The sequence below is a fragment of the Pseudomonas sp. SWRI154 genome (assembly GCF_014268645.1).
In the GTDB taxonomy this organism is placed as follows: domain Bacteria; phylum Pseudomonadota; class Gammaproteobacteria; order Pseudomonadales; family Pseudomonadaceae; genus Aquipseudomonas; species Aquipseudomonas marvdashtae.
In genome coordinates this window covers 45,323-65,458 of the sequence record NZ_JABWQW010000004.1, presented here as the reverse complement: position 1 = coordinate 65,458, position 20,136 = coordinate 45,323, and the positions used below count along the sequence as shown (strand labels likewise).

Here is a 20,136-nt window from a genome sequence, read left to right as displayed (position 1 = left end):
CATATTCGATTCGGGAACACACCATGAACACTCTGAACCAAGCCCATTGCGAAGCCTGCCGCGCCGACGCCCCGCAAGTCAGCGACGAAGAATTGCCGATGTTGATCAAACAGATCCCGGACTGGAATATCGAAGTGCGCGACGGCGTGATGCAGCTGGAGAAAACTTTCCTGTTCAAGAATTTCAAGCATGCCCTGGCCTTCACCAATGCCGTCGGCGAGATCTCCGAGGCCGAGGGCCATCACCCAGGCCTGCTCACCGAATGGGGCAAAGTCACCGTGACCTGGTGGAGCCACTCCATCAAGGGCTTGCACCGCAACGACTTCATCATGGCCGCCCGCACCGATGACGTAGCCAAGACCGCCGAGGGCCGCAAGTAATGCATTTCGATGCCATCGGCCGAGTTCCCGGCGACCCGATCCTCGGCTTGATGGAGGCCTACGGGGCGGACAGCAATCCCAGCAAGTTCGACCTCGGCGTCGGTGTGTACAAGGATGCTCAAGGCCTGACGCCGATCCTTCAATCGGTGAAGCAGGCCGAGCAGCGGCTGGTGGATCGGCAGACCACCAAGACCTACATCGGCGGCCATGGTGACGCCGCGTTCGGCCAGTTGATCAATGAACTGGTGCTGGGTGCCGACTCGCCGTTGATCGCAGCAAAACGCGCCGGCGCCACCCAGACACCGGGCGGCACCGGTGCCCTGCGCCTGAGCGCCGACTTCATCGCCCAGTGCCTGCCGGGCCGTGGCGTCTGGCTGAGCAACCCGACCTGGCCGATCCACGAAACCATCTTCGCCGCCGCGGGCGTCAAGGCCAGCCACTACCCCTACGTGGGCGCCGACAATCGCCTGGATTTCGAGGCAATGTTGGCGACCCTGGGCCAAGTGCCAAAAGGGGATGTGGTGCTGCTGCACGCCTGTTGCCACAACCCCACCGGCTTCGACCTGACCCACGAGCAATGGCGCCAGGTGCTGGATGTGGTTCGCAGCCGCGGCCTGCTGCCATTGATCGATTTCGCTTACCAAGGCTTTGGCGACGGGCTGGAACAGGACGCATGGGCCGTGCGTTTGTTTGCCGAAGCGTTGCCGGAAGTGCTGATCACCAGTTCATGCTCGAAAAACTTCGGGCTCTATCGCGACCGCACCGGCGCACTGATTGTCTGTGCCCGCGATGCCGACAAACTGCTCGACATTCGCAGCCAACTGGCGAACATCGCCCGCAATCTGTGGTCGACGCCACCGGATCACGGCGCGGCGGTGGTGGCGACGATCCTGGGCAACGCGGAGCTCAAGGGCCTGTGGGCTGACGAAGTGGAAGCCATGCGCCTGCGCATCGCTCAGTTGCGCGGAGGCTTGTTGGAGGCGCTCGAGCCCCACGGCTTGCGTGAACGCTTCGCTCATATGGGCGTGCAACGAGGGATGTTTTCCTACACCGGCCTGTCGCCGGAGCAGGTCAAGCAATTGCGCGAGCGCCACAGCGTCTATCTGGTCGGCACAGGCCGGGCCAACGTGGCCGGCATCGATGCGACGCGGCTGGATGCGCTGGCCGAGGCGATTGCGGATGTTTGCAGATAGCACCACCGTCGGCCGTTGATTTTGGGCGAGGGAGCTTGCTCCCGCTCGGCTGCGCAGCAGTCGTAAACAGGCCTGGCGCGGTGTGTCAGGCAGATAGCGTCGTTCCATTTGGGGCGGCTTCGCCGCCCAGCGAGAGCAAGCTCCCTCGCCACAGTGGATCAAACCAGCCTCAAATAATCCGCTGCCCTTGCGAGGCTACTGGCCTGTCCACTCGCTGACAAATTCTGCGGTTTCCACCTTCGGCGCCGTGCGCGCTTCTTTCTGCGGTGTACCCAAATATAGGAAACCGATCACCTCTTCCCCCTCTTCAAGGCCCAGCCCCCGCGCCACATGGAGCGAATACGCCAACTCACCCGTACGCCACACGCCACCTACCCCTTGGGCATAAGCGGCCAGCAGGATGCCGTGGGCCGCGCAGCCGGCCGCCAGCAATTGTTCGGATTTCGGAATCTTGAAATGGTCCTGCAAACGCGCAATCACCACCACGACCAGCGGCGCGCGCAGCGGACCGTTGAGGGCCTTTTCCACGACGGCTTCGGATACCAGCGGGTCATTGAAGCGAGCCGCTTCGGCCAGCAGTTCACCCATGCGATTGCGCGCTTGTCCTTCTACCGTCAGGAAACGCCATGGGCGCAACTGGCCGTGATCAGGCGCACGCATCGCGGCTGCGAACATTACCTCGCGTTGTTCGGGCGTGGGCGCCGGGTCCACCAGACGCGGGACAGAAACACGGTTGAGCAAAGCATCTAAAGCCTGCATCGACGACCTCCTGGAAAAATGTTCGGCTATTCTAGTGGCTTGTGCCGCCAGTTCGTTAGTTCAAATTCAGATACAAGCGACCCCGGACGCCGGTTTACATGCCGCCTGTCGCAGGTAGAATGGCGCCCCTTCCCTTTCAGCCCGAGCGGACTCCATGGCGTTGCCGACCCTGCGGATCATTGGTTTTATCATCGGCATCTTCCTGATCACCCTGGCGATCTTCATGGTCGTGCCGATGGCCACGTTGCTGGTCTACGAGCGCACCAGCGACCTGCCGTCGTTCCTCTGGTCGAGCATGATCACCTTTGTTGCCGGCCTGGCCCTGGTTCTTCCGGGACGTCCCGAACACATTCACCTGCGCCCCCGTGACATGTACCTGCTGACCGTCAGCAGTTGGCTGGTGGTGTGCGTGTTTGCGGCGCTGCCCTTTTTGCTGACCCAGCACATCAGTTACACGGATTCGTTCTTCGAGAGCATGTCGGGCATCACGGCCACTGGCGCCACGGTCTTGAGCGGCCTGGACACGATGTCGCCGGGAATCCTGATGTGGCGCTCGCTGTTGCACTGGCTCGGTGGAATCGGTTTTATCGGCATGGCGGTGGCGATCCTGCCGCTGTTGCGAATCGGTGGCATGCGGCTGTTCCAGACCGAATCGTCCGACCGTTCGGAAAAGGTCATGCCCCGCTCGCATATGGTGGCGCGGCTGATCGTGGCGTCCTACGTGGGCATCACCATCCTCGGCACCCTGGCCCTGTGGTGGGCCGGGATGAGCCTGTTCGATGCAATCAACCACTCGATGTCGGCCATTTCCACCGGTGGTTTTTCCACTTCGGACCTGTCCCTGGCCAAATGGACCCAACCGGCCGTGCATTGGGTCATCATTGTCATCATGATCCTGGGCAGCCTGCCTTTCGCCTTGTATGTCTCGACGCTGCGCGGCAATCGCCGGGCGCTGATCAAGGACCAACAGGTCCAGGGGCTGATCGGCGTTTTGTTGGTCACCTGGCTGGTGCTCGGCACCTGGTATTGGATCACCACCGACCTGCATTGGCTCGACGCGCTGCGACACGTGGCGCTGAACGTGACGTCCATCGTCACCACCACCGGTTTCGCCCTGGGGGACTACAGCCTGTGGGGCAATTTCTCGCTGATGCTGTTCTTTTACCTGGGCTTTGTCGGTGGCTGCTCGGGCTCGACGGCCGGCGGGATCAAGATCTTCCGTTTCCAGGTTGCCTACATCCTGCTGCGGGCCAACCTTAACCAACTGATCCACCCGCGCGCGGTGATCAAGCAGAAGTACAACGGTCATCGCCTGGATGAAGAAATCGTGCGTTCGATCCTGACGTTTTCGTTCTTCTTCGCCATCACCATCTGCGTGATCGCCCTGCTGTTGTCGCTGTTGGGCGTGGAATGGATGACGGCGTTGACCGGCGCAGCCAGCACCGTATCCGGCGTCGGCCCGGGCCTTGGCGAGACCATCGGCCCGGCCGGCAACTTCGCGCCGCTGCCGGACGCGGCCAAATGGATTCTTTCGGGCGGCATGCTGTTGGGCCGACTGGAGATCATCACGGTGTTCGTGCTGTGTATTCCGGCGTTCTGGCGTCACTGAGCGCAGTCGCGCTGCGCGTCCGGTATTCACCGGGCGTGGTCCCGAACCAGCGACGAAAGGCCCGGAAAAAATTGCTCGGGTCGGCAAAGCCCAATAGATAGGCGACTTCCAGCAAGGTCATGCCCGGCTGCGCCAGGTATTGCTCGGCCAGATCGCGACGGGTGTCGTCCAGCAGACTCTGGAAACTGGTGCCCTCTTCCTGCAAGCGCCGCTGCAAGGTGCGTTGCGACAGGTGCAGCGTCTGCGCCACGACGTCACGCTTGGGCTCGCCCTGGGGCAGCAGCCGGCAAAGCACTTGCCGCGCCTGGTGTGTCACGCGGCTTTCGGAGAAACGCGCCAAGTACTCCCCGGCAAACCGATCGTGAAGCAGCGCCATCGCCTCGTTCGCCGTGGGCAGCGGCGCTTCGATGTCGACCTGCTGGAAAATCAGCGCGTCATAGGGCGCATCGAACACCAGCGGCGCGCCGAAAACCTGCTGATAAGGCGTAACGTCAACGGGCTCTGCGCCTTGGAAAAGCGCTTTCACCGGATGCAAGGTGCGTCCGGTCAACCAGCTGCACAAGGCCAGCGCACAAGCCATGGACGCTTCGGCACTCTGGCGGGTCGGCGGAAGGTGGTCGCCGTGCACCGTCAGGATCAGCCCGTAGCCTTCCTCCAGGCGACGGAAACTCAGCTCGGCACTTTCGGCGATGATTCGCTGATAACGCACCAGGCGCTGGAAGCCTTCGACTAACGTTCGACTGGACATCAAGGCGTAACCGACCACATGGAACGATGCCGGACGCACCACCTTGCCCATGTTCAGACCTATGGCAGGATTACCCGACAGCGTCACCGCCAACTGCCAGAGCCGCGTAATCGAGTCCTGGGGATAACGCGCGTCCGGATCCTCCAACGCGGCATAATCCAACCCCAACTGCTTGAACAGCGCCCGACAGTCCAGGCCATCCATTTCCAACGCTTTGACAATCCCCATCGCCCAGCTCGAAGAAGTCGTTCGTTCGCTCATGACGTTTACTTGCATGACGAGCCGCGGGGTACGGCCGGATTTGCGAAGGATATCAGTGTCCTGTCTTACGAATACGTTCCTTTTGGACGAGTGGCTGTTGTCGTCAGGCAAGGCGCCGCGACGAGTCATAGCCAGCTATGGCGAGGAGCGGCAACGCAGCATGATGGCAACAGACGCCGTCCAGAAGGAACAGTATTTGTAAGACAGGACACTAGACTGGCGCTGATTGTCACTGGCTGTTGCAGGCGGTCGCTCTAGACTGAATGTAAGCGGTTCGAAACATCGGCCGCCAAAATAATAACCAAAGAGCCCGCAGTCTTGGAAAACACCAAACGATTCACTACGTTCGCCGAGTTCTATCCGTATTACCTCGCCGAACACAGCAACAGCACCTGCCGACGCTTGCATTTCGTCGGCACCTCCCTGGTCATCCTGCTTCTCGCCATGGCCCTTGTCGTCGGCGCCTGGTGGCTGTGGGTCGCCCTTCCGGTGGCTGGCTACGGCTTCGCCTGGGTCGGGCACTTCTTCTTCGAAAAAAACCGCCCCGCCACCTTCCAGCATCCGTTCTATAGCCTGCTTGGCGATTTCGTCATGTACCGCGACATGTTGCTGGGCAAGGTTGCGTTCTAGGCAAAGGACCAGCGGGAGCAAGCTCCCTCGCCACAGGGTTGTATGTTTGTTTGAGAAGGGGCAGGCCGGCCTAGGCAGGCTCGGTCACTTTCAACTCAGCCTTGACCAGCGCCTCGCGCGCCTGGGCGTCAGCCAGTCGATACAGCTCGATCGTCCCGTCCCAATGTTCGATCAATGCCGTGCATGACTCGACCCAGTCGCCGCAGTTCAAGTATTCCACTTCGCCTACCTTGCGCATTTCGGCGTGGTGGATGTGCCCGCACACTACACCGTGCAACTCGCGCTTCACGCATTCATGGGCAATGGCTTCTTCAAAGTCGCTGATGAAACTGACGGCGGTCTTGACCTTGTGCTTGAGATACGCCGACAGCGACCAGTAGCCGTAGCCATAACGGGCCCGCCAATGGTTGAGCCAGCGGTTCAGCGTGAGGGTGAACTCGTAGGCCGAATCCCCGAGGAACGCCAACCAGCGGTGGTAACGGGTGATGACGTCAAACTGATCGCCATGGATCACCAACAAGTGCCGGCCATCGGCGGTTACGTGCACCGCTTCGTCCACCAACTGGATATTGCCCAGGATCAGCTTTGAATAGCGTCGCAGGAATTCGTCGTGATTACCGGTGACGTAGATCACTTCGGTGCCGCGCTTGCTCATGGTCAACAAGCGGCGAATGACGTTGGTGTGGGCTTGAGGCCAATACATGCCACTGCGCAGCTTCCAACCGTCGATGATGTCTCCTACCAAATAGATCTTGTCGGTGTGGTAGCCCTTGAGAAACTGCGACAGGTGCTCGGCCTGGCAGTCCCGGGTGCCCAGATGGACGTCGGAAATCCACAGGGTGCGAACACGCTGCTTGCGGCTGGGTCTGGCGAGCTCGGCGCTGGTCATGGGCAACCCTCTGATCGTTTTCACCACAGTGCACGCCAGCGGTTAATGCGTCATGACAGCAATAAGTCGTTTAGATGACAGCGCGGGACGCCGCGCCCCCGGTGTAGACTGGCCGTCAGCCACGGGAGACCGCGATGAGACCGATCCTCACGCTACGCCATTACAGCCACGACCTGATTGTCCACAGCCACGACCATGCGCAGCTGGTGTTCGGGCTGTCCGGCGCGCTGGACTTCGAAGTCGAAGGTTGCGGCAGCCAAGTGGTGCAGCAGAGTTTCGTGGTGGTACCGGCCGGCGCCCATCACGCCTGCGGCAGTCCCTTGGGCAGTCGCTGCCTGGTGCTGGACGTGCCTGACGATGACTGGATCGGGCAATGCCTGGGCAATCACGCCGATGCCAGTCGCAGACTGCTCGACAACACCGCCCGCCTGCCCTTGGATGCGGGGCAAAGCCAGTTGGTCAGCTGGCTCGCGGGCAGCCCGGTGGACGATCCGCTGATCGCTCAGCAAGGCGCGGTGTTGTTGCTGGCCAGCCTCAATGGCGCCCGTCACGAAACGACCGGCGGCCGGCGCCTGCCCTACGCCGCGCTCGATGCTCACATCGACCAATATGCCGCCTATCCGCTGCAGGTCGCGGACCTGGCCCGGGTCGCCGGGCTTTCGAGCGCTCGCCTGCATGCCCGTTTCGTCGCTGAACGTGGGCAGACGCCGATGGAGTACATCCGCAGCCGTCGTTTGCACAAGGCCGTGGCGCTGTTGCGTGAGACAGACCTGCCCATCGGGGAGGTCGCCCACCGGGTCGGCTACAGCTCCCAGAGTGCCTTCGCCGCGGCGGTACTGCGCGAGTTCGGCGCCACGCCGGGCAAACTCCGACGCCAACACTAGATCCGCGTTAAAAATCGCTAGGATCGCGACAGACAAAAACGCTCGGCACCGGGTTCAATACCCGCACGTCCAACCGTTCAACAAGGATTGCAATGACACCCCGTACCGCCCTCGGCGCCCTGCACATTGGCGCACTCATGTTTGGCCTGACCGGTGTGTTCGGCAAACTCGCCGCCGCCTCGCCGGCCATCATCGTGTTTGGCCGCGCGGTGTTCGCCGTGTTGGCCCTGGCGATTTTCGCCCGGTTCGCCAGCAGCACCCGCTGGCACAAACTTCGGTTCCGGGACGCTCGCCGGTTGCTGCTTGGCGGATTGCTGCTGGCCGCGCACTGGGTGAGTTTTTTCATTTCGGTGAAAATCGCCGGCGTGGCGATCGCCACACTGGGGTTCGCCAGTTTCCCGGCGTTCACGGTGCTGCTCGAAGGGCTGATTTTCCGCGAACGGATCCGCGCCAACGAAATCCTCCTGGTGGTCCTGGTGAGCATCGGCCTGGTGTTGGTCACACCGGACTTCGACCTGGCCAGCGGCGCCACCACCGGCCTGCTGTGGGCCGTGGCGTCGGGGCTGCTGTTCTCACTGCTGTCGCTGACCAACCGCGCCGGCTCCGGGCATGTCCCACCGGTACAGGCCGCGCTCTGCCAGAACCTGGTGGTCGGGCTGTGCCTGCTGCCGATGGCCGCGCCGCAATTGAGCGATGTTCGTCCCATCGACTGGTTGTGGATCGGCCTGCTCGGCGTGTTCTGCACCGGCCTGGCCCACAGCCTGTTCGTCGCCAGCCTGGCGGTGATCAAGGCCCGCACCGCAGCGGTGGTGTTCGCCATGGAGCCGGTCTATGGCATTACCATCGCCTGGCTGCTGTTCGATGAGAACCCGACGTTGCGCATGCTGCTGGGAGGCATGTTGATCATCGTCGCGATTGTGGTATCTAGCCAACTAAGTGGCACGAAAAAATCCAGTGTCAGCGCCCAAGCGCCGTCTCACTGAATCCGGTCGTTGTGCCCCAGGTCGCGCTCCGGATCGATCCGGTCGCGGACCCGCTGCTTGAGGACCTTGGCCTCGGGAAAGCCTCCGTCGGCCTTGCGCTCCCACAGCTGCGTGCCGTCGCAACTGATGTGAAACACCCCACCGGTACCCGGCACCAGCGACACCTTGCCCAAGTCGTCACCGAACGTGCTGAGCAGCTCCTGGGCCAGCCACGCGGCGCGCAACAGCCATTGGCATTGGGTGCAATAGGTGATGACGACTTCTGGTTTTGGCTCGGTCATGGCGGATGAACTCCTGGCTTCAAAGGCGTCGTTATACTACTCGCCTTTGATTGCCTGCCTCGAGATTGACGATGCGCCGCCTGCTGCCTTGCCTGCTTCTGTTACTGCTGCCCTTGTTTGCCGACGCGGTCGAACCGCCGCATCCGAAAATCGGCCTGGTGTTGTCCGGCGGCGCGGCCCGTGGCCTGGCCCACATCGGCGTGCTCAAGGCCCTGGAAGAACAAGGTATCAAGATCGACGCCATCGCCGGCACCAGCATGGGCGCGGTGATCGGCGGGCTTTATGCCTCGGGCTACAAGATCGACGAACTGGAAAAACTTGCCCTGGGCATTGACTGGCAACAGGCCTTGTCCGATGCGCCGCCGCGCAAGGACGTGCCCTTCCGGCGCAAGCAGGATGACCGGGACTTCCTGGTAAAACAGAAACTCAGCTTTCGCGATGACGGGAGCCTGGGCCTGCCGTTGGGGGTCATCCAGGGACAGAACCTGGCCTTGCTGCTCGAAAGCCTGCTGGCCCATGCCAGCGATACCCGGGATTTCGACAAGTTGCCGATCCCTTTCCGGGCCGTGGCGACCGACATCGCCACGGGCGAAAAAGTGGTGTTCCGCAAGGGTCACCTGCCCAAGGTAATTCGCGCCAGCATGTCGATCCCGGCCGTGTTCGCCCCGGTGGAACTGGACGGCCGCCTGCTGGTGGATGGCGGCATGGCCGATAACATACCGCTGGATGTGGCACGGGAAATGGGCGTGGACATGGCCATCGTCGTCGACATCGGCACGCCACTGCGCAATCGCAAGCAATTGGTCACGGTGGTGGACGTTCTGAATCAGTCGACCACCCTGATGACCCGACGCAACTCCGAAGAACAATTGGCGACGCTGAGAAAAGACGATGTGTTGATCCAACCGGCGCTGGCGAGCTACGGCTCCACCGATTTTGGCCGGGCCCAGGAAATGATCGATGCCGGCTATCGCGCCACCCGCATACTCGAGGCGCGCCTGGCGCACCTGCGCCCCGTCAAACAAGTCGATGCCGACCTGATAGCCGCGCGCACGCCCAGCGAGCGCACCCCGGTCATTACCGGGATCCGGGTGGAAAACGATTCGAAAGTCGGCGACGACGTGATCCGCTATTACATCCGCCAGCAGGTCGGCGAGCCGCTCGACCTGGGTCGCCTGCAGACCGACATGGGCACGCTGTACGGCCTGGATTATTTCGAGCAGGTGCAATACCGCGTGGTGCACAAAGGCGCTGACAATACCTTGGTGATCAGCGCCCGCGGCAGGCGCACCGGCACCGACTACCTGCGTCTGGGCCTGAGCCTGTCGGACGACATGCGCGGCGACAGCGCCTTCAACCTCGGCGCCAGCTACCGGGTCAACGGCATCAATCGCCTCGGCGCGGAATGGCTGACCCGGGCGCAGATTGGCGACAAGCAGGAGCTGTACAGCGAGTTCTATCAGCCCCTGGACGTCGGTTCGCGCTACTTCATCGCGCCCTATGGGCAATTCGAATCGCGCAACGTCGAGTCGATCCTCGATAACGATCCGGTCGCTCAGTACCGGGTCGAGCGCTATGGCTTCGGCTTGAACCTGGGCCGCCAGATTGGCAACAGCGGGGAGATCCGCTTCGGCGTCGGCCAGGCCTGGGGCAAGGCCGATGTGCGCATCGGCGATCACGACCAACCCAGCGAAAACTTCAACGAAGGCTTCTACGAACTCAAATATTCGTTCGACTCTCTCGACAGCGTGTACTTCCCTCACGAAGGCGAGGACATCGGCCTGTCGTGGCGCCAATACGAACCGGGCCTGGGTTCCGACCAGCGTTATCGTCAGTGGGAGTTCAAGCTGGACAAGGCCCTGAGCAGCGGCCCGGACACTTTCATCCTGGGCGGCCGCTACGGCCGGACCCTGGACACCGCCGAGGTGGTGACTTCAAGTTTCGTACTGGGCGGTGCGCGGCAGTTGTCGGGCTTTCGCGAGGATGGGGTATCCGGACAGAACATGAGCCTGATGCGTGCCGTGTATTACCGCAGGCTCACCCCGCGCGCTTATTTACCGCTGGATTTTCCGTTGTACGTCGGCGGGTCGCTGGAGCGCGGTCGGGCCTGGAACAACGACAACGAATTCGACAGCGGCTATATCAACGCCGCCAGTGTCTTCCTCGGGTTCGATACGCCGCTGGGGCCGCTGAATTTCAGCTATGGCTTCAACGATGACGACGAGCAGGCGGTGTATTTGAATCTTGGGCAGACGTTCTAGACCCGTTCATTGATCAAGTCCGCTTCAAGAGCAACTCAACGAATCCCGGCCAACAACACCCGGGCGGTCTCTTTGAGCGGTTCATCGCCCTCTTCCAGCAACTCTTCGAGCAGGGTGATAGCGCTCTTCAAGTCGCCCTCATCGATACAATTCTGCGCTTCTTCCAGTTTGAGCGAGTGTTCCGGCGGAGGTTCGAAGGAGACCGGTTCGAGCGACAGCGGCTCAAGCCTCATCGGTTCCAGCTCCAGCGACTGTTCTTCGTCGGCAAATCCGTCGAGGAAATCATCGTCCAGCGATTCGGTTTCCAGCGGCGCGCCCCATTGCAGGTCGGGCTCGTCGAATCCCGAGAGGGACAACGTCTCGGCCCTGGCGGACGGCGGCGTCTCTGGTCCAGAGGACATCGGTTGGGCATCGCCCAGGTCCCAGCTGTTTTCCAGGGAGAGCCCGTCGAGTTTCAGTTCGAATTCGTCGCCGGCTTCGGGGGCAGGTTCCGGTGTCGGTGGGGGCTCCGGTGCCTGGATCTCTGCCGGCGCCTCGATCGGCGCGTTGATCACCGCAACCTTGGGATAGCGCTTGCGGATTTCTTCCAGCGCCTCGTGATCGACGCCCTGGGCCAACAGGTGATTTTCCTGCGCCTGGAAGCCGATGACATCACCTTGCTTACCCAGTACCTCCAACAACTTCAGGCCGAGGTCGGTGCGCCCAGGCTCCGCCAGCAACGCAGCGCGCAGCAGCCCAGCGGCTTCGGTGAAACGGCCATAGGTCAGGTAGATGCCTACGCCCTCGAGCACATCGCCCAACGGAGCATCGCCGTTATGGAACGATGCGGCGACCTCGGGACGCTCGGCGTCGGCGGCTTCTGCATAGGTTTCGGTGTCATCATCCACCGTCGGGTCGGGACGACCCTGCATGGGCTCGGGGTTGGCCAGTTCCTGCTGTTGCCGGCGACGGAGAAACAGCAACAGCGCAAGCAGCCCTAGCAGCCCAACCAGTCCCGTCATCCACAACCAGTCGATACCCTCGCCTTGCGCGACTGGCACTGCCTCGACGAATGGCTCTGCCTCAACCGCCGGAGCGGATTCGTCGGGTGCCGGGGCTAAGGGTGGTGGCGCATCGGCCGGCGGCGTGGCTTGGGTCAGTTGCGCTTGCAGATCGCTGACCTGCTGCCGCTGGGCAGCTATTTCCTCGTCCTGGGCCTGGATCCTGGCTTGCAGTTGCTCGATGGTCTGCTGTTGCTGCTGGCTTTGCAGCACGCTGGTCGCCAATTGCTCGGCGTTGTTGTCAGGCGCGACGGGGGCCGCGGCCGGGCTGCGTTCGGCGGGCGGCAATATCGCCGAATCCGGTAACAACAAGCGCTGGCCGATTGAGAGTCGCTCGCTACCGGGATTCAGCGCCTGGATCCCCTGCATCAGCTCGTTGACCGACGCATTGCTGCCGGCATCATGCAGGCGCTTGGCGATGATCCACGGGTTATCGCCCTGCACGACGGTGTAGCGCTTGCCTTGTGTCGCCGGCGGCGGCTTGGTGGCAGCCTTTGCCTCGACCGGGGCGGAAGGCTCGTCGCGGATGGGCACGATACCCGGGGTTCCCGGCGGATCGATCAGCACGGTGTATTCGCGCAGCAGGCGCCCGTTGGGCTGGTTGAGCTGCACGAGGAAATTGAGGAAGGGTTCTTCGACCGGTTTGCTGGAAGTGACCCGAATGAAACTGCGCTCGCCGCGCAGCACCGGCGTAAAGCGCAGGTTATTGAGAAAGAACACCCGCTCTACGCCGGCACGACTGAAGTCGTCCGGACCCGCCAGGCTCGCGGACAAGTCACCTTCACTGAGGCCGGCCGCGTCGACCAGGGCGATATCGGCGCGCAACGGCTGGTTGAGCGCGGAATGAAGCGTGATCTCACCCAGGCCCAGCGCCGACGCCAAGGTCGGAAAACCAAGGGCACCCACGACGATCGACACGTTGATCCAACTGCGCAACGTGGACTTCAAACTTTCAAGCATGGGCATCCTTTTGATTCACTAACCAGTACGAAACGCTTCCAATACGAACGCTCACTACTGGTTATAGTTCGCTAACGGCCGAATCTCAAAAGTCTGGCGCCGGGGATATGCCTCAGGATTTTTCCAGGTTGGCCAGGATCGTGCCGTGGACGCGCATGCATACCCGCATGTCCTCCTCGTCGACGCCTTCGAACAATTCCCGGCGCAACTGGGTGGCAATGGTTTCGATTTGCTCGATCAACGGCAGCGCCGGTGCGCACAGTACGATTTTCTTGGCCCGGCGGTCCTCGGCCACCGCTTGGCGCTGCACCAGTCCCTGGGTTTCCAGACTGTCGAGCAAACGGGCAAGGGTCGGGCCTTCTACCGCAACGCTCTGGGCCAATTCGCGCTGGGTCGGCGCCTGTTCGAACCGGGCCAGGTGCAGCAGCACCAGCCAGCGCGCCTGGGACAGGCCCAGCCCGGCCAGGCGACGGTCCAACTCGGCGCGCCAGCCGCGGGACATCTGTGCCAGCTGCATGCCAAAACGGTGTTGATCGGTCAAGGACATAAAAAACTCATAGGATCTGAAATAGAGAAAAACTAATTATTAGTCAGCTAAGCATGAGCTTTGGATTCAGGCAAGGCTGGCACTGTAGTGAATCGTTAAAGGAATGTAACTGCCTGATCAGACTTCGAATTCCGATTGCAGTGCAGCCCTGACGCAATACAAGACGCCTTCCGGGACCCGACCGGTAAACAGCGCGGCCACTTCCGATACCGAGGGCAGTTCGCCTTCGCCATCGAGAAAAGCGTCCTGCACTTCGCCCATCAGTTCCTCGGGCAGGTCCAGCGCCTGCTCCAACGACAGTTGTTGTTGACCAATGGCCTCGGCCAGCATCGTGTAGACGTTCTTTTCCGAGCATTGCAATTGCCCGGCGATCTGCATCGGGGTCATGCCCGCCCTGGCCAGCGTGATGAGTTCGTGACGTACATCGGCGACTGCTGGGGGTACCTCGACTTCGCCGCCGAGCACCTGCAGGAAGGCCTCGCCATAACGCTCCAGCTTGCGTGCGCCGACGCCGCTGACCCGGGCCATCTCCGCCAGGGAAGTCGGTTGGCTGCGGAGCATTTCGAGCAACGTGGAATCGGGGAAAATGACATACGGTGGCACACCGTGTTCCTCGGCCAGCTTGCGGCGCAGGGCACGCAAGGCTTCCCACTGATCGCGCTCCTCGCCGCGCACCAGTTGGCTGGCCTGGCTCTTGCTGCTCTTGACCGCCGTGGCGGGCTTGAGGTCACGGCGCAACTCGAGGGTGACCTCGCCTTTTAGCAACGGCCGGCAGCTCGCGCTCAAGCGCAGGCCGCCGTAGCCTTCCAGGTCGATGTCCGCCAGGCCACGCGCGACGAGCTGTCGAAACAACGACCGCCATTCGCTCTCGCTGCGGGCCTTGCCCACGCCGTATACCGAAAGGTGCTGGTGGCCAAAGCTGCGTACTTTTTCGTTGTCCTTGCCCAGCAGCACGTCCACCAGGTGCCCCACGCCATAACGCTGGCCGGTGCGATAAATCGCCGACAGGGCCTGGCGCGCCGGTTCGGTGGCGTCCCAGGTTTCCACGCCATCGACGCAGTTGTCGCAATGCCCGCAAGGTTGCGGCATGTCTTCATCGAAATAGGCCAGCAAGGTCTGGCGACGGCAGCGGGTTTCTTCGCAAAGCGAAAGCATCGCGTCGAGCTTGTGTTGCTCCAGGCGTTTGTGGCGCTCATCGCCTTCGGAGTTCTGCAACATCTGCTTGAGCATCACTACGTCTTGCAGGCCGTAGGCCATCCAGGCATCGGCCGGCAGCCCATCGCGGCCGCCACGCCCGGTTTCCTGGTAGTACGCCTCGAGGGACTTGGGCAAGTCCAGGTGCGCGACAAACCGCACGTTGGGCTTATCGATACCCATGCCGAACGCCACGGTGGCGACCATGATCAAGCCTTCCTCATTGAGGAAGCGCTTCTGGTGATAGGCGCGCAGGTCGTTGGGCAGGCCGGCGTGGTAAGGCAATGCGGGAAAACCCTGTTCGCTCAGGAACGCCGCCACTTCCTCGACCTTCTTGCGCGACAGGCAGTAGACGATGCCGGCGTCGCTGCGCCGCTCGGCAAGGAACGCCAGCAACTGCTTGCGCGGCTGCTCCTTGGGCACGATGCGGTAGAAAATGTTCGGGCGGTCGAAACTTGAGAGGAACCGCTCGGCGTTCTGCAGATGCAGTCGTTCGACGATTTCTTCACGGGTACGCTTGTCGGCGGTGGCGGTCAGGGCGATGCGCGGCACATCGGGAAACAGTTCGGCCAGTTGCCCCAGCTGCAAGTATTCGCGGCGGAAATCATGACCCCATTGCGACACACAGTGTGCTTCGTCGATGGCGAACAGGGCGATTTCCAGGCTCTGCAAAAACGCCAGCATGCGCGGTTGCACCAGGCGCTCCGGCGCCAGGTAGAGCATTTTCACTTCGCCGCGCTTGATCCGCGCCGCCAGGTCCCGCTGCTGTTCGGCGCTCAGGGTGGAGTTCAGCGCAGCGGCAGCGACACCGAGTTCTTCAAGGGTCGCGACCTGGTCATCCATCAAGGCGATCAGCGGCGAAACCACCACCGCCAGGCCATCGCGCAACAGCGCCGGGACTTGGAAACACAAGGACTTGCCGCCGCCGGTGGGCATGAGCACCAACGCATCGCCACCGCTGGCCACGCGCTCAATAATGGCACCTTGGCGGCCACGGAAACTGTCGTAGCCGAAGATGTCCTTAAGAACGCGTTGAGCCTGTTCGAGCATAGAAACTCCAAAATCACCAAAACATCCCTGCAAGGCTGGTTCAGAATCCAAAAAACGCACCGACAAATCGTAAGTGTGCGTTTCAAACCGGCCGGACACCGCAGGGCATCACAAAACGCGGCAGTATACCCGAGCCCTTCGTTGCAAAGGGGGCCGCTGACAAGAGGTGTGGAGTTCGGCCATGCCCGTGGCGTCAAGCGGCTGTCCCTGCGTCGGCCCGCAGCTGCAATGCCTCTACCGCCCTGATCGCGACCTGTTCGTCGACATCCGACACATCGCCGCTGATCCCAATGGCTCCCAACACTTTCCCGTCCTGATCGCGAATCAACACCCCGCCGGGTGCCGGCACGATATTGCCCTGCCCCAGCCCGTTCAGCGCTGCAAAAAATGCCGGGCGCTGCTGGGCGTCCTGGGCCAGAAGGCGTGAGCCTTTGCCCAACGCGATGGCGCCCCAAGCCTTGCCGATGGCGATCTGTGGGCGCAGCAGGCTGGCGCCGTCTTCCCGTTGCAGGGCAATCAGGTGCCCGCCACTGTCCAGAACCGCGACGGTCAAGGGCGCGGCGCTGATTTCATGACCTGCGGCAAGAGCTTGCACCGCCAGGTTGACGGCGACTTCCAGGGTCAGAGCGTTCATGGATGCTTTCCTTCTCGGTTTTTTGAAGAAGCAAATAGAACACAACACGTAGTAATTTTGTATACAATAATTATCAACAAATGGAGCACTATTCGAGCAATCCGGCCAAATATCGCCTCCCGACGAATAAAACAGCTGCTTGAGGAAATGCGTTGACCTGCGCCGCTCGCTCTGAATACACTCCACCCAGAAGCCACTTGTATACAATTACAAAACGTAAGAGGCACAAAACCATGAGCAAAATGAGAGCAATCGAAGCCGCCGTCCTGGTGATGCGTCGTGAAGGCGTGGACACCGCCTTCGGCATCCCGGGTGCTGCGATCAACCCGCTGTACTCTGCCCTGCAAAAGGTTGGCGGCATCGATCATGTCCTCGCTCGCCACGTTGAAGGCGCCTCGCACATGGCCGAGGGTTACACTCGGACCAAGGCTGGCAATATCGGCGTCTGCATCGGCACTTCCGGGCCGGCTGGCACCGACATGGTCACCGGACTCTACAGCGCTTCGGCCGACTCGATCCCGATCCTGTGCATCACCGGGCAAGCACCCCGCGCCCGTATGCACAAGGAAGATTTCCAGGCTGTGGATATCACCAGCATCGTCAAGCCAGTGACCAAGTGGGCGACCACCGTCCTGGAGCCGGGCCAGGTGCCCTACGCGTTCCAGAAGGCGTTTTTTGAGATGCGCTCAGGCCGTCCAGGCCCGGTGTTGATCGACTTGCCGTTCGATGTGCAGATGGCCGAGATCGAATTCGACATCGACGCCTACCAGCCGCTGCCCCTGGCCAAACCTTCGGCCAACCGCGTGCAGATCGAGAAAGCCCTGGCGATGCTGGATCAGGCCGAGCGCCCATTGCTGGTCGCCGGTGGCGGCATCATCAACGCCGATGCCAGTGACCTGCTGGTGGAATTCGCCGAACTGACCGGCATCCCGGTCATCCCGACATTGATGGGCTGGGGCACGATCCCGGACGATCATCCGCTGATGGTCGGCATGGTCGGCCTGCAAACCTCGCACCGCTACGGCAACGCAACGTTGCTCAAGTCGGACGTGGTGCTGGGCGTAGGCAACCGTTGGGCCAACCGTCATACCGGCTCGGTGGATGTCTACACCGAAGGTCGCACATTCATTCACGTGGACATCGAACCGACCCAGATCGGCCGCGTGTTCACCCCCGACCTCGGCATCGTTTCCGACGCAGCCTCGGCCCTGACCGTGTTCCTCGAAGTAGCCCGCGAGTGGCAAGCCGCCGGTAAGCTGAAGGACCGCAGCGCCTGGCTCCAGGATTGCCAGCAACGCAAGGCCAGCCTGCAACGCAAGACCCATTTCGACAACGTGCCGGTCAAGCCGCAACGCGTCTATGAGGAAATGAACCAGGTGTTCGGCAAGGACACTTGCTACGTCAGCACCATCGGTCTCTCGCAGATCGCCGGGGCGCAATTCCTCCACGTCTACAAGCCGCGCCACTGGATCAACTGCGGCCAGGCCGGCCCCCTGGGCTGGACCATTCCGGCCGCGCTGGGGGTGGTCAAGGCCGACCCGAGCCGCAAGGTCGTGGCGCTGTCGGGCGACTATGATTTCCAGTTCATGATCGAAGAACTGGCGGTGGGCGCGCAGTTCAAGCTGCCGTACATCCACGTCGTGGTGAACAACTCTTACCTGGGCTTGATTCGCCAGGCCCAGCGCGGTTTCGACATGGATTACTGTGTGCAACTGTCGTTCGACAACCTCAACGCGCCGGAACTCAACGGTTATGGCGTGGACCACGTCGCCGTGGCCGAGGGCCTGGGCTGCAAGGCGTTGCGGGTATTCGAACCCTCTGGCATCCAGCCGGCATTGCGCAAGGCCCAGGAGATGATCGAGGAGTTCAAGGTACCGGTGATCGTCGAGATCATCCTGGAGCGGGTGACCAATATCTCCATGGGCACCGAGATCAACGCAGTCAATGAGTTTGAAGATCTGGCGCTGGTGGGCAACGATGCACCGACCGCCATTTCGCTGCTCGACTGATAGCCCATTGTTTGATTGATCGTTCCCACGCGGAGCATGGGAACGATCAGATCCACCTTACATTTACAGGAGACCACCATGCCGCGTTTCGCCGCCAACCTGTCCATGCTGTTCACCGAGCAGGATTTCCTCGCCCGTTTCGAAGCCGCCGCCAAGGCCGGTTTCAGTGGGGTCGAATACTTGTTTCCCTACGATTACAGCTCCGCCGAACTCAAGGCCCTGCTGGACGCCAACGGCCTGACCCAAGTGCTGTTCAATCTGCCGGCCGGCGACTGGGCCAACGGTGAGCGCGGTATCGCGTGCCTACCGGACCGGGTCGAGGAATTTCGCGCTGGGGTCGACCTGGCGATTGCCTATGCCAAGGTGCTGGGCAACACCCAGGTCAATTGCCTGGCCGGAATTCGTCCGCAGAAGTGCGACGCAGCGCTGGCGGAAAAAACCTTCGTCGCCAACCTGAAATATGCCGCCGAAAAGCTCCAGGGCGCCGGCATCAAGTTGGTGATGGAAGCCATCAACACCCGCGACATCCCCGGTTTCTACCTGAACAACACCGCCCAGGCCCTGTCGATCCGTGAACAGGTGGGCAGCGCCAACCTGTTCCTGCAGTACGACATCTATCACATGCAAATCATGGAAGGCGACCTGGCCCGGACCCTGTCTGCGCACCTGAGCGAAATCAACCATGTGCAGCTGGCAGACAACCCTGGCCGCAACGAGCCGGGCACTGGCGAAATCAACTACCGCTTCCTGTTCGAACACCTGGACCGCATCGGCTACCTGGGTTGGGTCGGCTGCGAATACAAGCCACTGACCACCACCGAAGCGGGATTGGGCTGGCTGAAAACCCACAACGCGATCTGACCCGACAGTGCTTTTGTGAGACCCGGGACATTTAAACAAGAGAGGATTTTCCCATGGCTAAAATCGGATTCATCGGCACCGGCATCATGGGCCACCCCATGGCCCTGAACCTGCAAAAGGCCGGTCACAGCCTGTTCCTGTCCCAGCACCACGACGCCGCCCCAGCGGACCTGGTAGCCGGTGGCGCGGTGGCGTTGGCCAACCCGAAAGAAGTCGCCCAGGAAGCCGAGTTCATCATCGTGATGGTCCCGGATACCCCGCAGGTCGAAGACGTGCTGCTGCGGGCCGACGGCGTGGCGGCCGGCGTGGGCGCGGGCAAGGTGGTGATCGACATGAGTTCGATCTCGCCCACCGCCACCAAGGCGTTTGCGGCGAAGATCAACGAGAAAGGCGCGCAGTACCTCGACGCCCCGGTGTCCGGCGGTGAAGTCGGCGCCAAGGCCGCGACACTGAGCATCATGGTCGGTGGCGACAGCGCGGCCTTCGAGCGCGCCTTGCCGCTGTTCCAGGCCATGGGCAAGAACATCACCTTGGTCGGCGGCAACGGCGATGGCCAGACCGCCAAAGTGGCGAACCAGATCATCGTCGCCCTGAACATCCAGGCCGTGGCCGAAGCCCTGCTGTTCGCCTCGAAGAACGGCGCCGATCCGGCCAAGGTCCGCGAAGCATTGATGGGCGGTTTCGCCTCGTCGAAAATCCTCGAGGTACACGGCGAGCGCATGATCAAGGGCACCTTCGACCCGGGCTTCCGCATCAGCCTGCACCAGAAGGACCTGAACCTCGCGCTGCAAGGCGCCAAGGAGCTGAACATCAACCTGCCCAACACCGCCAACGCCCAACAAGTGTTCAGCACCTGCGCGGCCATCGGCGGCAGCAACTGGGACCATTCGGCGCTGATCAAGGGCCTGGAGCACATGGCCAACTTCTCGATCCGCGACAAATAAGCCCTGCCGCTCCACCCGT

The 20,136-nt window shown here is 61.8% G+C and carries 18 protein-coding genes; 10 read left to right on the top strand and 8 right to left on the bottom strand.

Annotation, left to right across the window (positions count from 1 at the left end; genetic code table 11):
* Nucleotides 1-23: 23 nt before the first annotated feature.
* Together HU806_RS05365 and HU806_RS05360 are read left to right on the top strand one after the other, a co-directional pair.
* Nucleotides 24-380: a 4a-hydroxytetrahydrobiopterin dehydratase gene (locus tag HU806_RS05365; protein WP_186610400.1), complete on the top strand. Its 357-nt coding sequence runs from the start codon at nucleotides 24-26 to the stop codon at nucleotides 378-380.
* On the top strand, nucleotides 380-1,573 hold the full coding sequence (locus HU806_RS05360) for an amino acid aminotransferase (RefSeq protein WP_186610399.1): 1,194 nt from the start codon (nucleotides 380-382) through the stop codon (nucleotides 1,571-1,573). Before HU806_RS05365 ends, HU806_RS05360 begins: the two co-directional genes overlap by 1 nt.
* Nucleotides 1,574-1,768: 195 nt before the next feature.
* Here the strand turns inward: HU806_RS05360 and HU806_RS05355 are convergent, their stop codons facing one another.
* A complete protein-coding gene (locus HU806_RS05355; RefSeq protein ID WP_186610398.1) occupies nucleotides 1,769-2,332 on the bottom strand; it encodes an NAD(P)H nitroreductase in 564 nt (187 codons plus the stop codon).
* A gap of 154 nt (nucleotides 2,333-2,486) precedes the next feature.
* Between HU806_RS05355 and HU806_RS05350 the strand changes: the two genes are divergently transcribed.
* The gene (locus tag HU806_RS05350; RefSeq protein ID WP_186610397.1) at nucleotides 2,487-3,941 is read left to right on the top strand and encodes a TrkH family potassium uptake protein; all 1,455 of its coding nucleotides are present in this window, start codon (nucleotides 2,487-2,489) and stop codon (nucleotides 3,939-3,941) included.
* Here HU806_RS05350 and HU806_RS05345 read toward each other — a convergent pair.
* Nucleotides 3,898-4,950, bottom strand: a complete 1,053-nt coding sequence (locus tag HU806_RS05345) for an AraC family transcriptional regulator (protein ID WP_186610396.1) — start codon at nucleotides 4,948-4,950, stop codon at nucleotides 3,898-3,900. The genes HU806_RS05350 and HU806_RS05345 overlap by 44 nt on opposite strands.
* A gap of 318 nt (nucleotides 4,951-5,268) precedes the next feature.
* On the opposite strand from HU806_RS05345, the gene HU806_RS05340 reads away from it, so the two are divergent.
* The gene (locus HU806_RS05340; protein ID WP_186610395.1) at nucleotides 5,269-5,580 is read left to right on the top strand and encodes an Mpo1-like protein; all 312 of its coding nucleotides are present in this window, start codon (nucleotides 5,269-5,271) and stop codon (nucleotides 5,578-5,580) included.
* A gap of 70 nt (nucleotides 5,581-5,650) precedes the next feature.
* Here HU806_RS05340 and HU806_RS05335 read toward each other — a convergent pair whose 3' ends face one another.
* A complete protein-coding gene (locus HU806_RS05335) occupies nucleotides 5,651-6,469 on the bottom strand; it encodes a UDP-2,3-diacylglucosamine diphosphatase (protein ID WP_186610394.1) in 819 nt (272 codons plus the stop codon).
* Nucleotides 6,470-6,603: 134 nt separating this feature from the next.
* Here HU806_RS05335 and HU806_RS05330 point away from each other — a divergent pair, with 134 nt between their 5' ends.
* Entirely contained in the window at nucleotides 6,604-7,353 is a 750-nt protein-coding gene (locus HU806_RS05330) for a helix-turn-helix transcriptional regulator (protein ID WP_186610393.1), read from the top strand.
* Between the two features lie 92 nt (nucleotides 7,354-7,445).
* A complete protein-coding gene (locus HU806_RS05325; protein ID WP_186610392.1) occupies nucleotides 7,446-8,336 on the top strand; it encodes a DMT family transporter in 891 nt (296 codons plus the stop codon).
* Here the strand turns inward: HU806_RS05325 and HU806_RS05320 are convergent.
* Entirely contained in the window at nucleotides 8,330-8,617 is a 288-nt protein-coding gene (locus tag HU806_RS05320; protein ID WP_186610391.1) for an Rdx family protein, read from the bottom strand. The two genes, HU806_RS05325 and HU806_RS05320, sit on opposite strands and share 7 nt — an antisense overlap.
* 71 nt (nucleotides 8,618-8,688) lie before the next feature.
* On the opposite strand from HU806_RS05320, the gene HU806_RS05315 reads away from it, so the two are divergent.
* Nucleotides 8,689-10,878, top strand: a complete 2,190-nt coding sequence (locus tag HU806_RS05315) for a patatin-like phospholipase family protein (protein ID WP_186610390.1) — start codon at nucleotides 8,689-8,691, stop codon at nucleotides 10,876-10,878.
* Between the two features lie 35 nt (nucleotides 10,879-10,913).
* Here HU806_RS05315 and HU806_RS05310 read toward each other — a convergent pair whose 3' ends face one another.
* The 4 genes from HU806_RS05310 to HU806_RS05295 form a co-directional block, all read right to left on the bottom strand.
* Nucleotides 10,914-12,878, bottom strand: a complete 1,965-nt coding sequence (locus HU806_RS05310; protein WP_186610389.1) for a FimV/HubP family polar landmark protein — start codon at nucleotides 12,876-12,878, stop codon at nucleotides 10,914-10,916.
* A gap of 112 nt (nucleotides 12,879-12,990) precedes the next feature.
* A complete protein-coding gene (locus tag HU806_RS05305; protein WP_186610388.1) occupies nucleotides 12,991-13,425 on the bottom strand; it encodes a MarR family transcriptional regulator in 435 nt (144 codons plus the stop codon).
* Nucleotides 13,426-13,542: 117 nt separating this feature from the next.
* Nucleotides 13,543-15,669, bottom strand: a complete 2,127-nt coding sequence (gene recQ, locus HU806_RS05300; RefSeq protein ID WP_186610387.1) for a DNA helicase RecQ — start codon at nucleotides 15,667-15,669, stop codon at nucleotides 13,543-13,545.
* A 193-nt stretch (nucleotides 15,670-15,862) separates the two neighbouring features.
* A complete protein-coding gene (locus HU806_RS05295; protein ID WP_186610386.1) occupies nucleotides 15,863-16,303 on the bottom strand; it encodes a GlcG/HbpS family heme-binding protein in 441 nt (146 codons plus the stop codon).
* A 233-nt stretch (nucleotides 16,304-16,536) separates the two neighbouring features.
* Between HU806_RS05295 and gcl the strand changes: the two genes are divergently transcribed.
* The 3 genes from gcl (at nucleotide 16,537) to HU806_RS05280 (ending at nucleotide 20,117) form a co-directional block, all read left to right on the top strand.
* Complete coding sequence (gene gcl / locus HU806_RS05290) at nucleotides 16,537-18,312, top strand: glyoxylate carboligase (RefSeq protein WP_186610385.1); 1,776 nt, start codon at nucleotides 16,537-16,539, stop codon at nucleotides 18,310-18,312.
* A gap of 78 nt (nucleotides 18,313-18,390) precedes the next feature.
* On the top strand, nucleotides 18,391-19,173 hold the full coding sequence (hyi, locus tag HU806_RS05285) for a hydroxypyruvate isomerase (protein ID WP_186610384.1): 783 nt from the start codon (nucleotides 18,391-18,393) through the stop codon (nucleotides 19,171-19,173).
* Nucleotides 19,174-19,226: 53 nt separating this feature from the next.
* The gene (locus HU806_RS05280; protein WP_186610383.1) at nucleotides 19,227-20,117 is read left to right on the top strand and encodes a 2-hydroxy-3-oxopropionate reductase; all 891 of its coding nucleotides are present in this window, start codon (nucleotides 19,227-19,229) and stop codon (nucleotides 20,115-20,117) included.
* Nucleotides 20,118-20,136 lie beyond the last annotated feature (19 nt).

What these genes read in the sequence shown, in the direction of transcription:
- HU806_RS05325 (WP_186610392.1), top strand. Translation starts at nt 7,446, where the DNA reads ATGACACCCCGTACCGCCCTCGGCGCCCTGCACATTGGCGCACTCATG.
- HU806_RS05330 (WP_186610393.1), top strand. Translation starts at nt 6,604, where the DNA reads ATGAGACCGATCCTCACGCTACGCCATTACAGCCACGACCTGATTGTC.
- HU806_RS05350 (WP_186610397.1), top strand. Translation starts at nt 2,487, where the DNA reads ATGGCGTTGCCGACCCTGCGGATCATTGGTTTTATCATCGGCATCTTC.
- HU806_RS05305 (WP_186610388.1), bottom strand. Translation starts at nt 13,425, where the DNA reads ATGTCCTTGACCGATCAACACCGTTTTGGCATGCAGCTGGCACAGATG.
- hyi (WP_186610384.1), top strand. Translation starts at nt 18,391, where the DNA reads ATGCCGCGTTTCGCCGCCAACCTGTCCATGCTGTTCACCGAGCAGGAT.
- HU806_RS05320 (WP_186610391.1), bottom strand. Translation starts at nt 8,617, where the DNA reads ATGACCGAGCCAAAACCAGAAGTCGTCATCACCTATTGCACCCAATGC.
- HU806_RS05335 (WP_186610394.1), bottom strand. Translation starts at nt 6,469, where the DNA reads ATGACCAGCGCCGAGCTCGCCAGACCCAGCCGCAAGCAGCGTGTTCGC.
- HU806_RS05315 (WP_186610390.1), top strand. Translation starts at nt 8,689, where the DNA reads ATGCGCCGCCTGCTGCCTTGCCTGCTTCTGTTACTGCTGCCCTTGTTT.
- recQ (WP_186610387.1), bottom strand. Translation starts at nt 15,669, where the DNA reads ATGCTCGAACAGGCTCAACGCGTTCTTAAGGACATCTTCGGCTACGAC.
- HU806_RS05360 (WP_186610399.1), top strand. Translation starts at nt 380, where the DNA reads ATGCATTTCGATGCCATCGGCCGAGTTCCCGGCGACCCGATCCTCGGC.
- HU806_RS05345 (WP_186610396.1), bottom strand. Translation starts at nt 4,950, where the DNA reads ATGAGCGAACGAACGACTTCTTCGAGCTGGGCGATGGGGATTGTCAAA.
- HU806_RS05295 (WP_186610386.1), bottom strand. Translation starts at nt 16,303, where the DNA reads ATGAACGCTCTGACCCTGGAAGTCGCCGTCAACCTGGCGGTGCAAGCT.
- HU806_RS05365 (WP_186610400.1), top strand. Translation starts at nt 24, where the DNA reads ATGAACACTCTGAACCAAGCCCATTGCGAAGCCTGCCGCGCCGACGCC.
- HU806_RS05355 (WP_186610398.1), bottom strand. Translation starts at nt 2,332, where the DNA reads ATGCAGGCTTTAGATGCTTTGCTCAACCGTGTTTCTGTCCCGCGTCTG.
- HU806_RS05310 (WP_186610389.1), bottom strand. Translation starts at nt 12,878, where the DNA reads ATGCTTGAAAGTTTGAAGTCCACGTTGCGCAGTTGGATCAACGTGTCG.
- HU806_RS05280 (WP_186610383.1), top strand. Translation starts at nt 19,227, where the DNA reads ATGGCTAAAATCGGATTCATCGGCACCGGCATCATGGGCCACCCCATG.
- gcl (WP_186610385.1), top strand. Translation starts at nt 16,537, where the DNA reads ATGAGCAAAATGAGAGCAATCGAAGCCGCCGTCCTGGTGATGCGTCGT.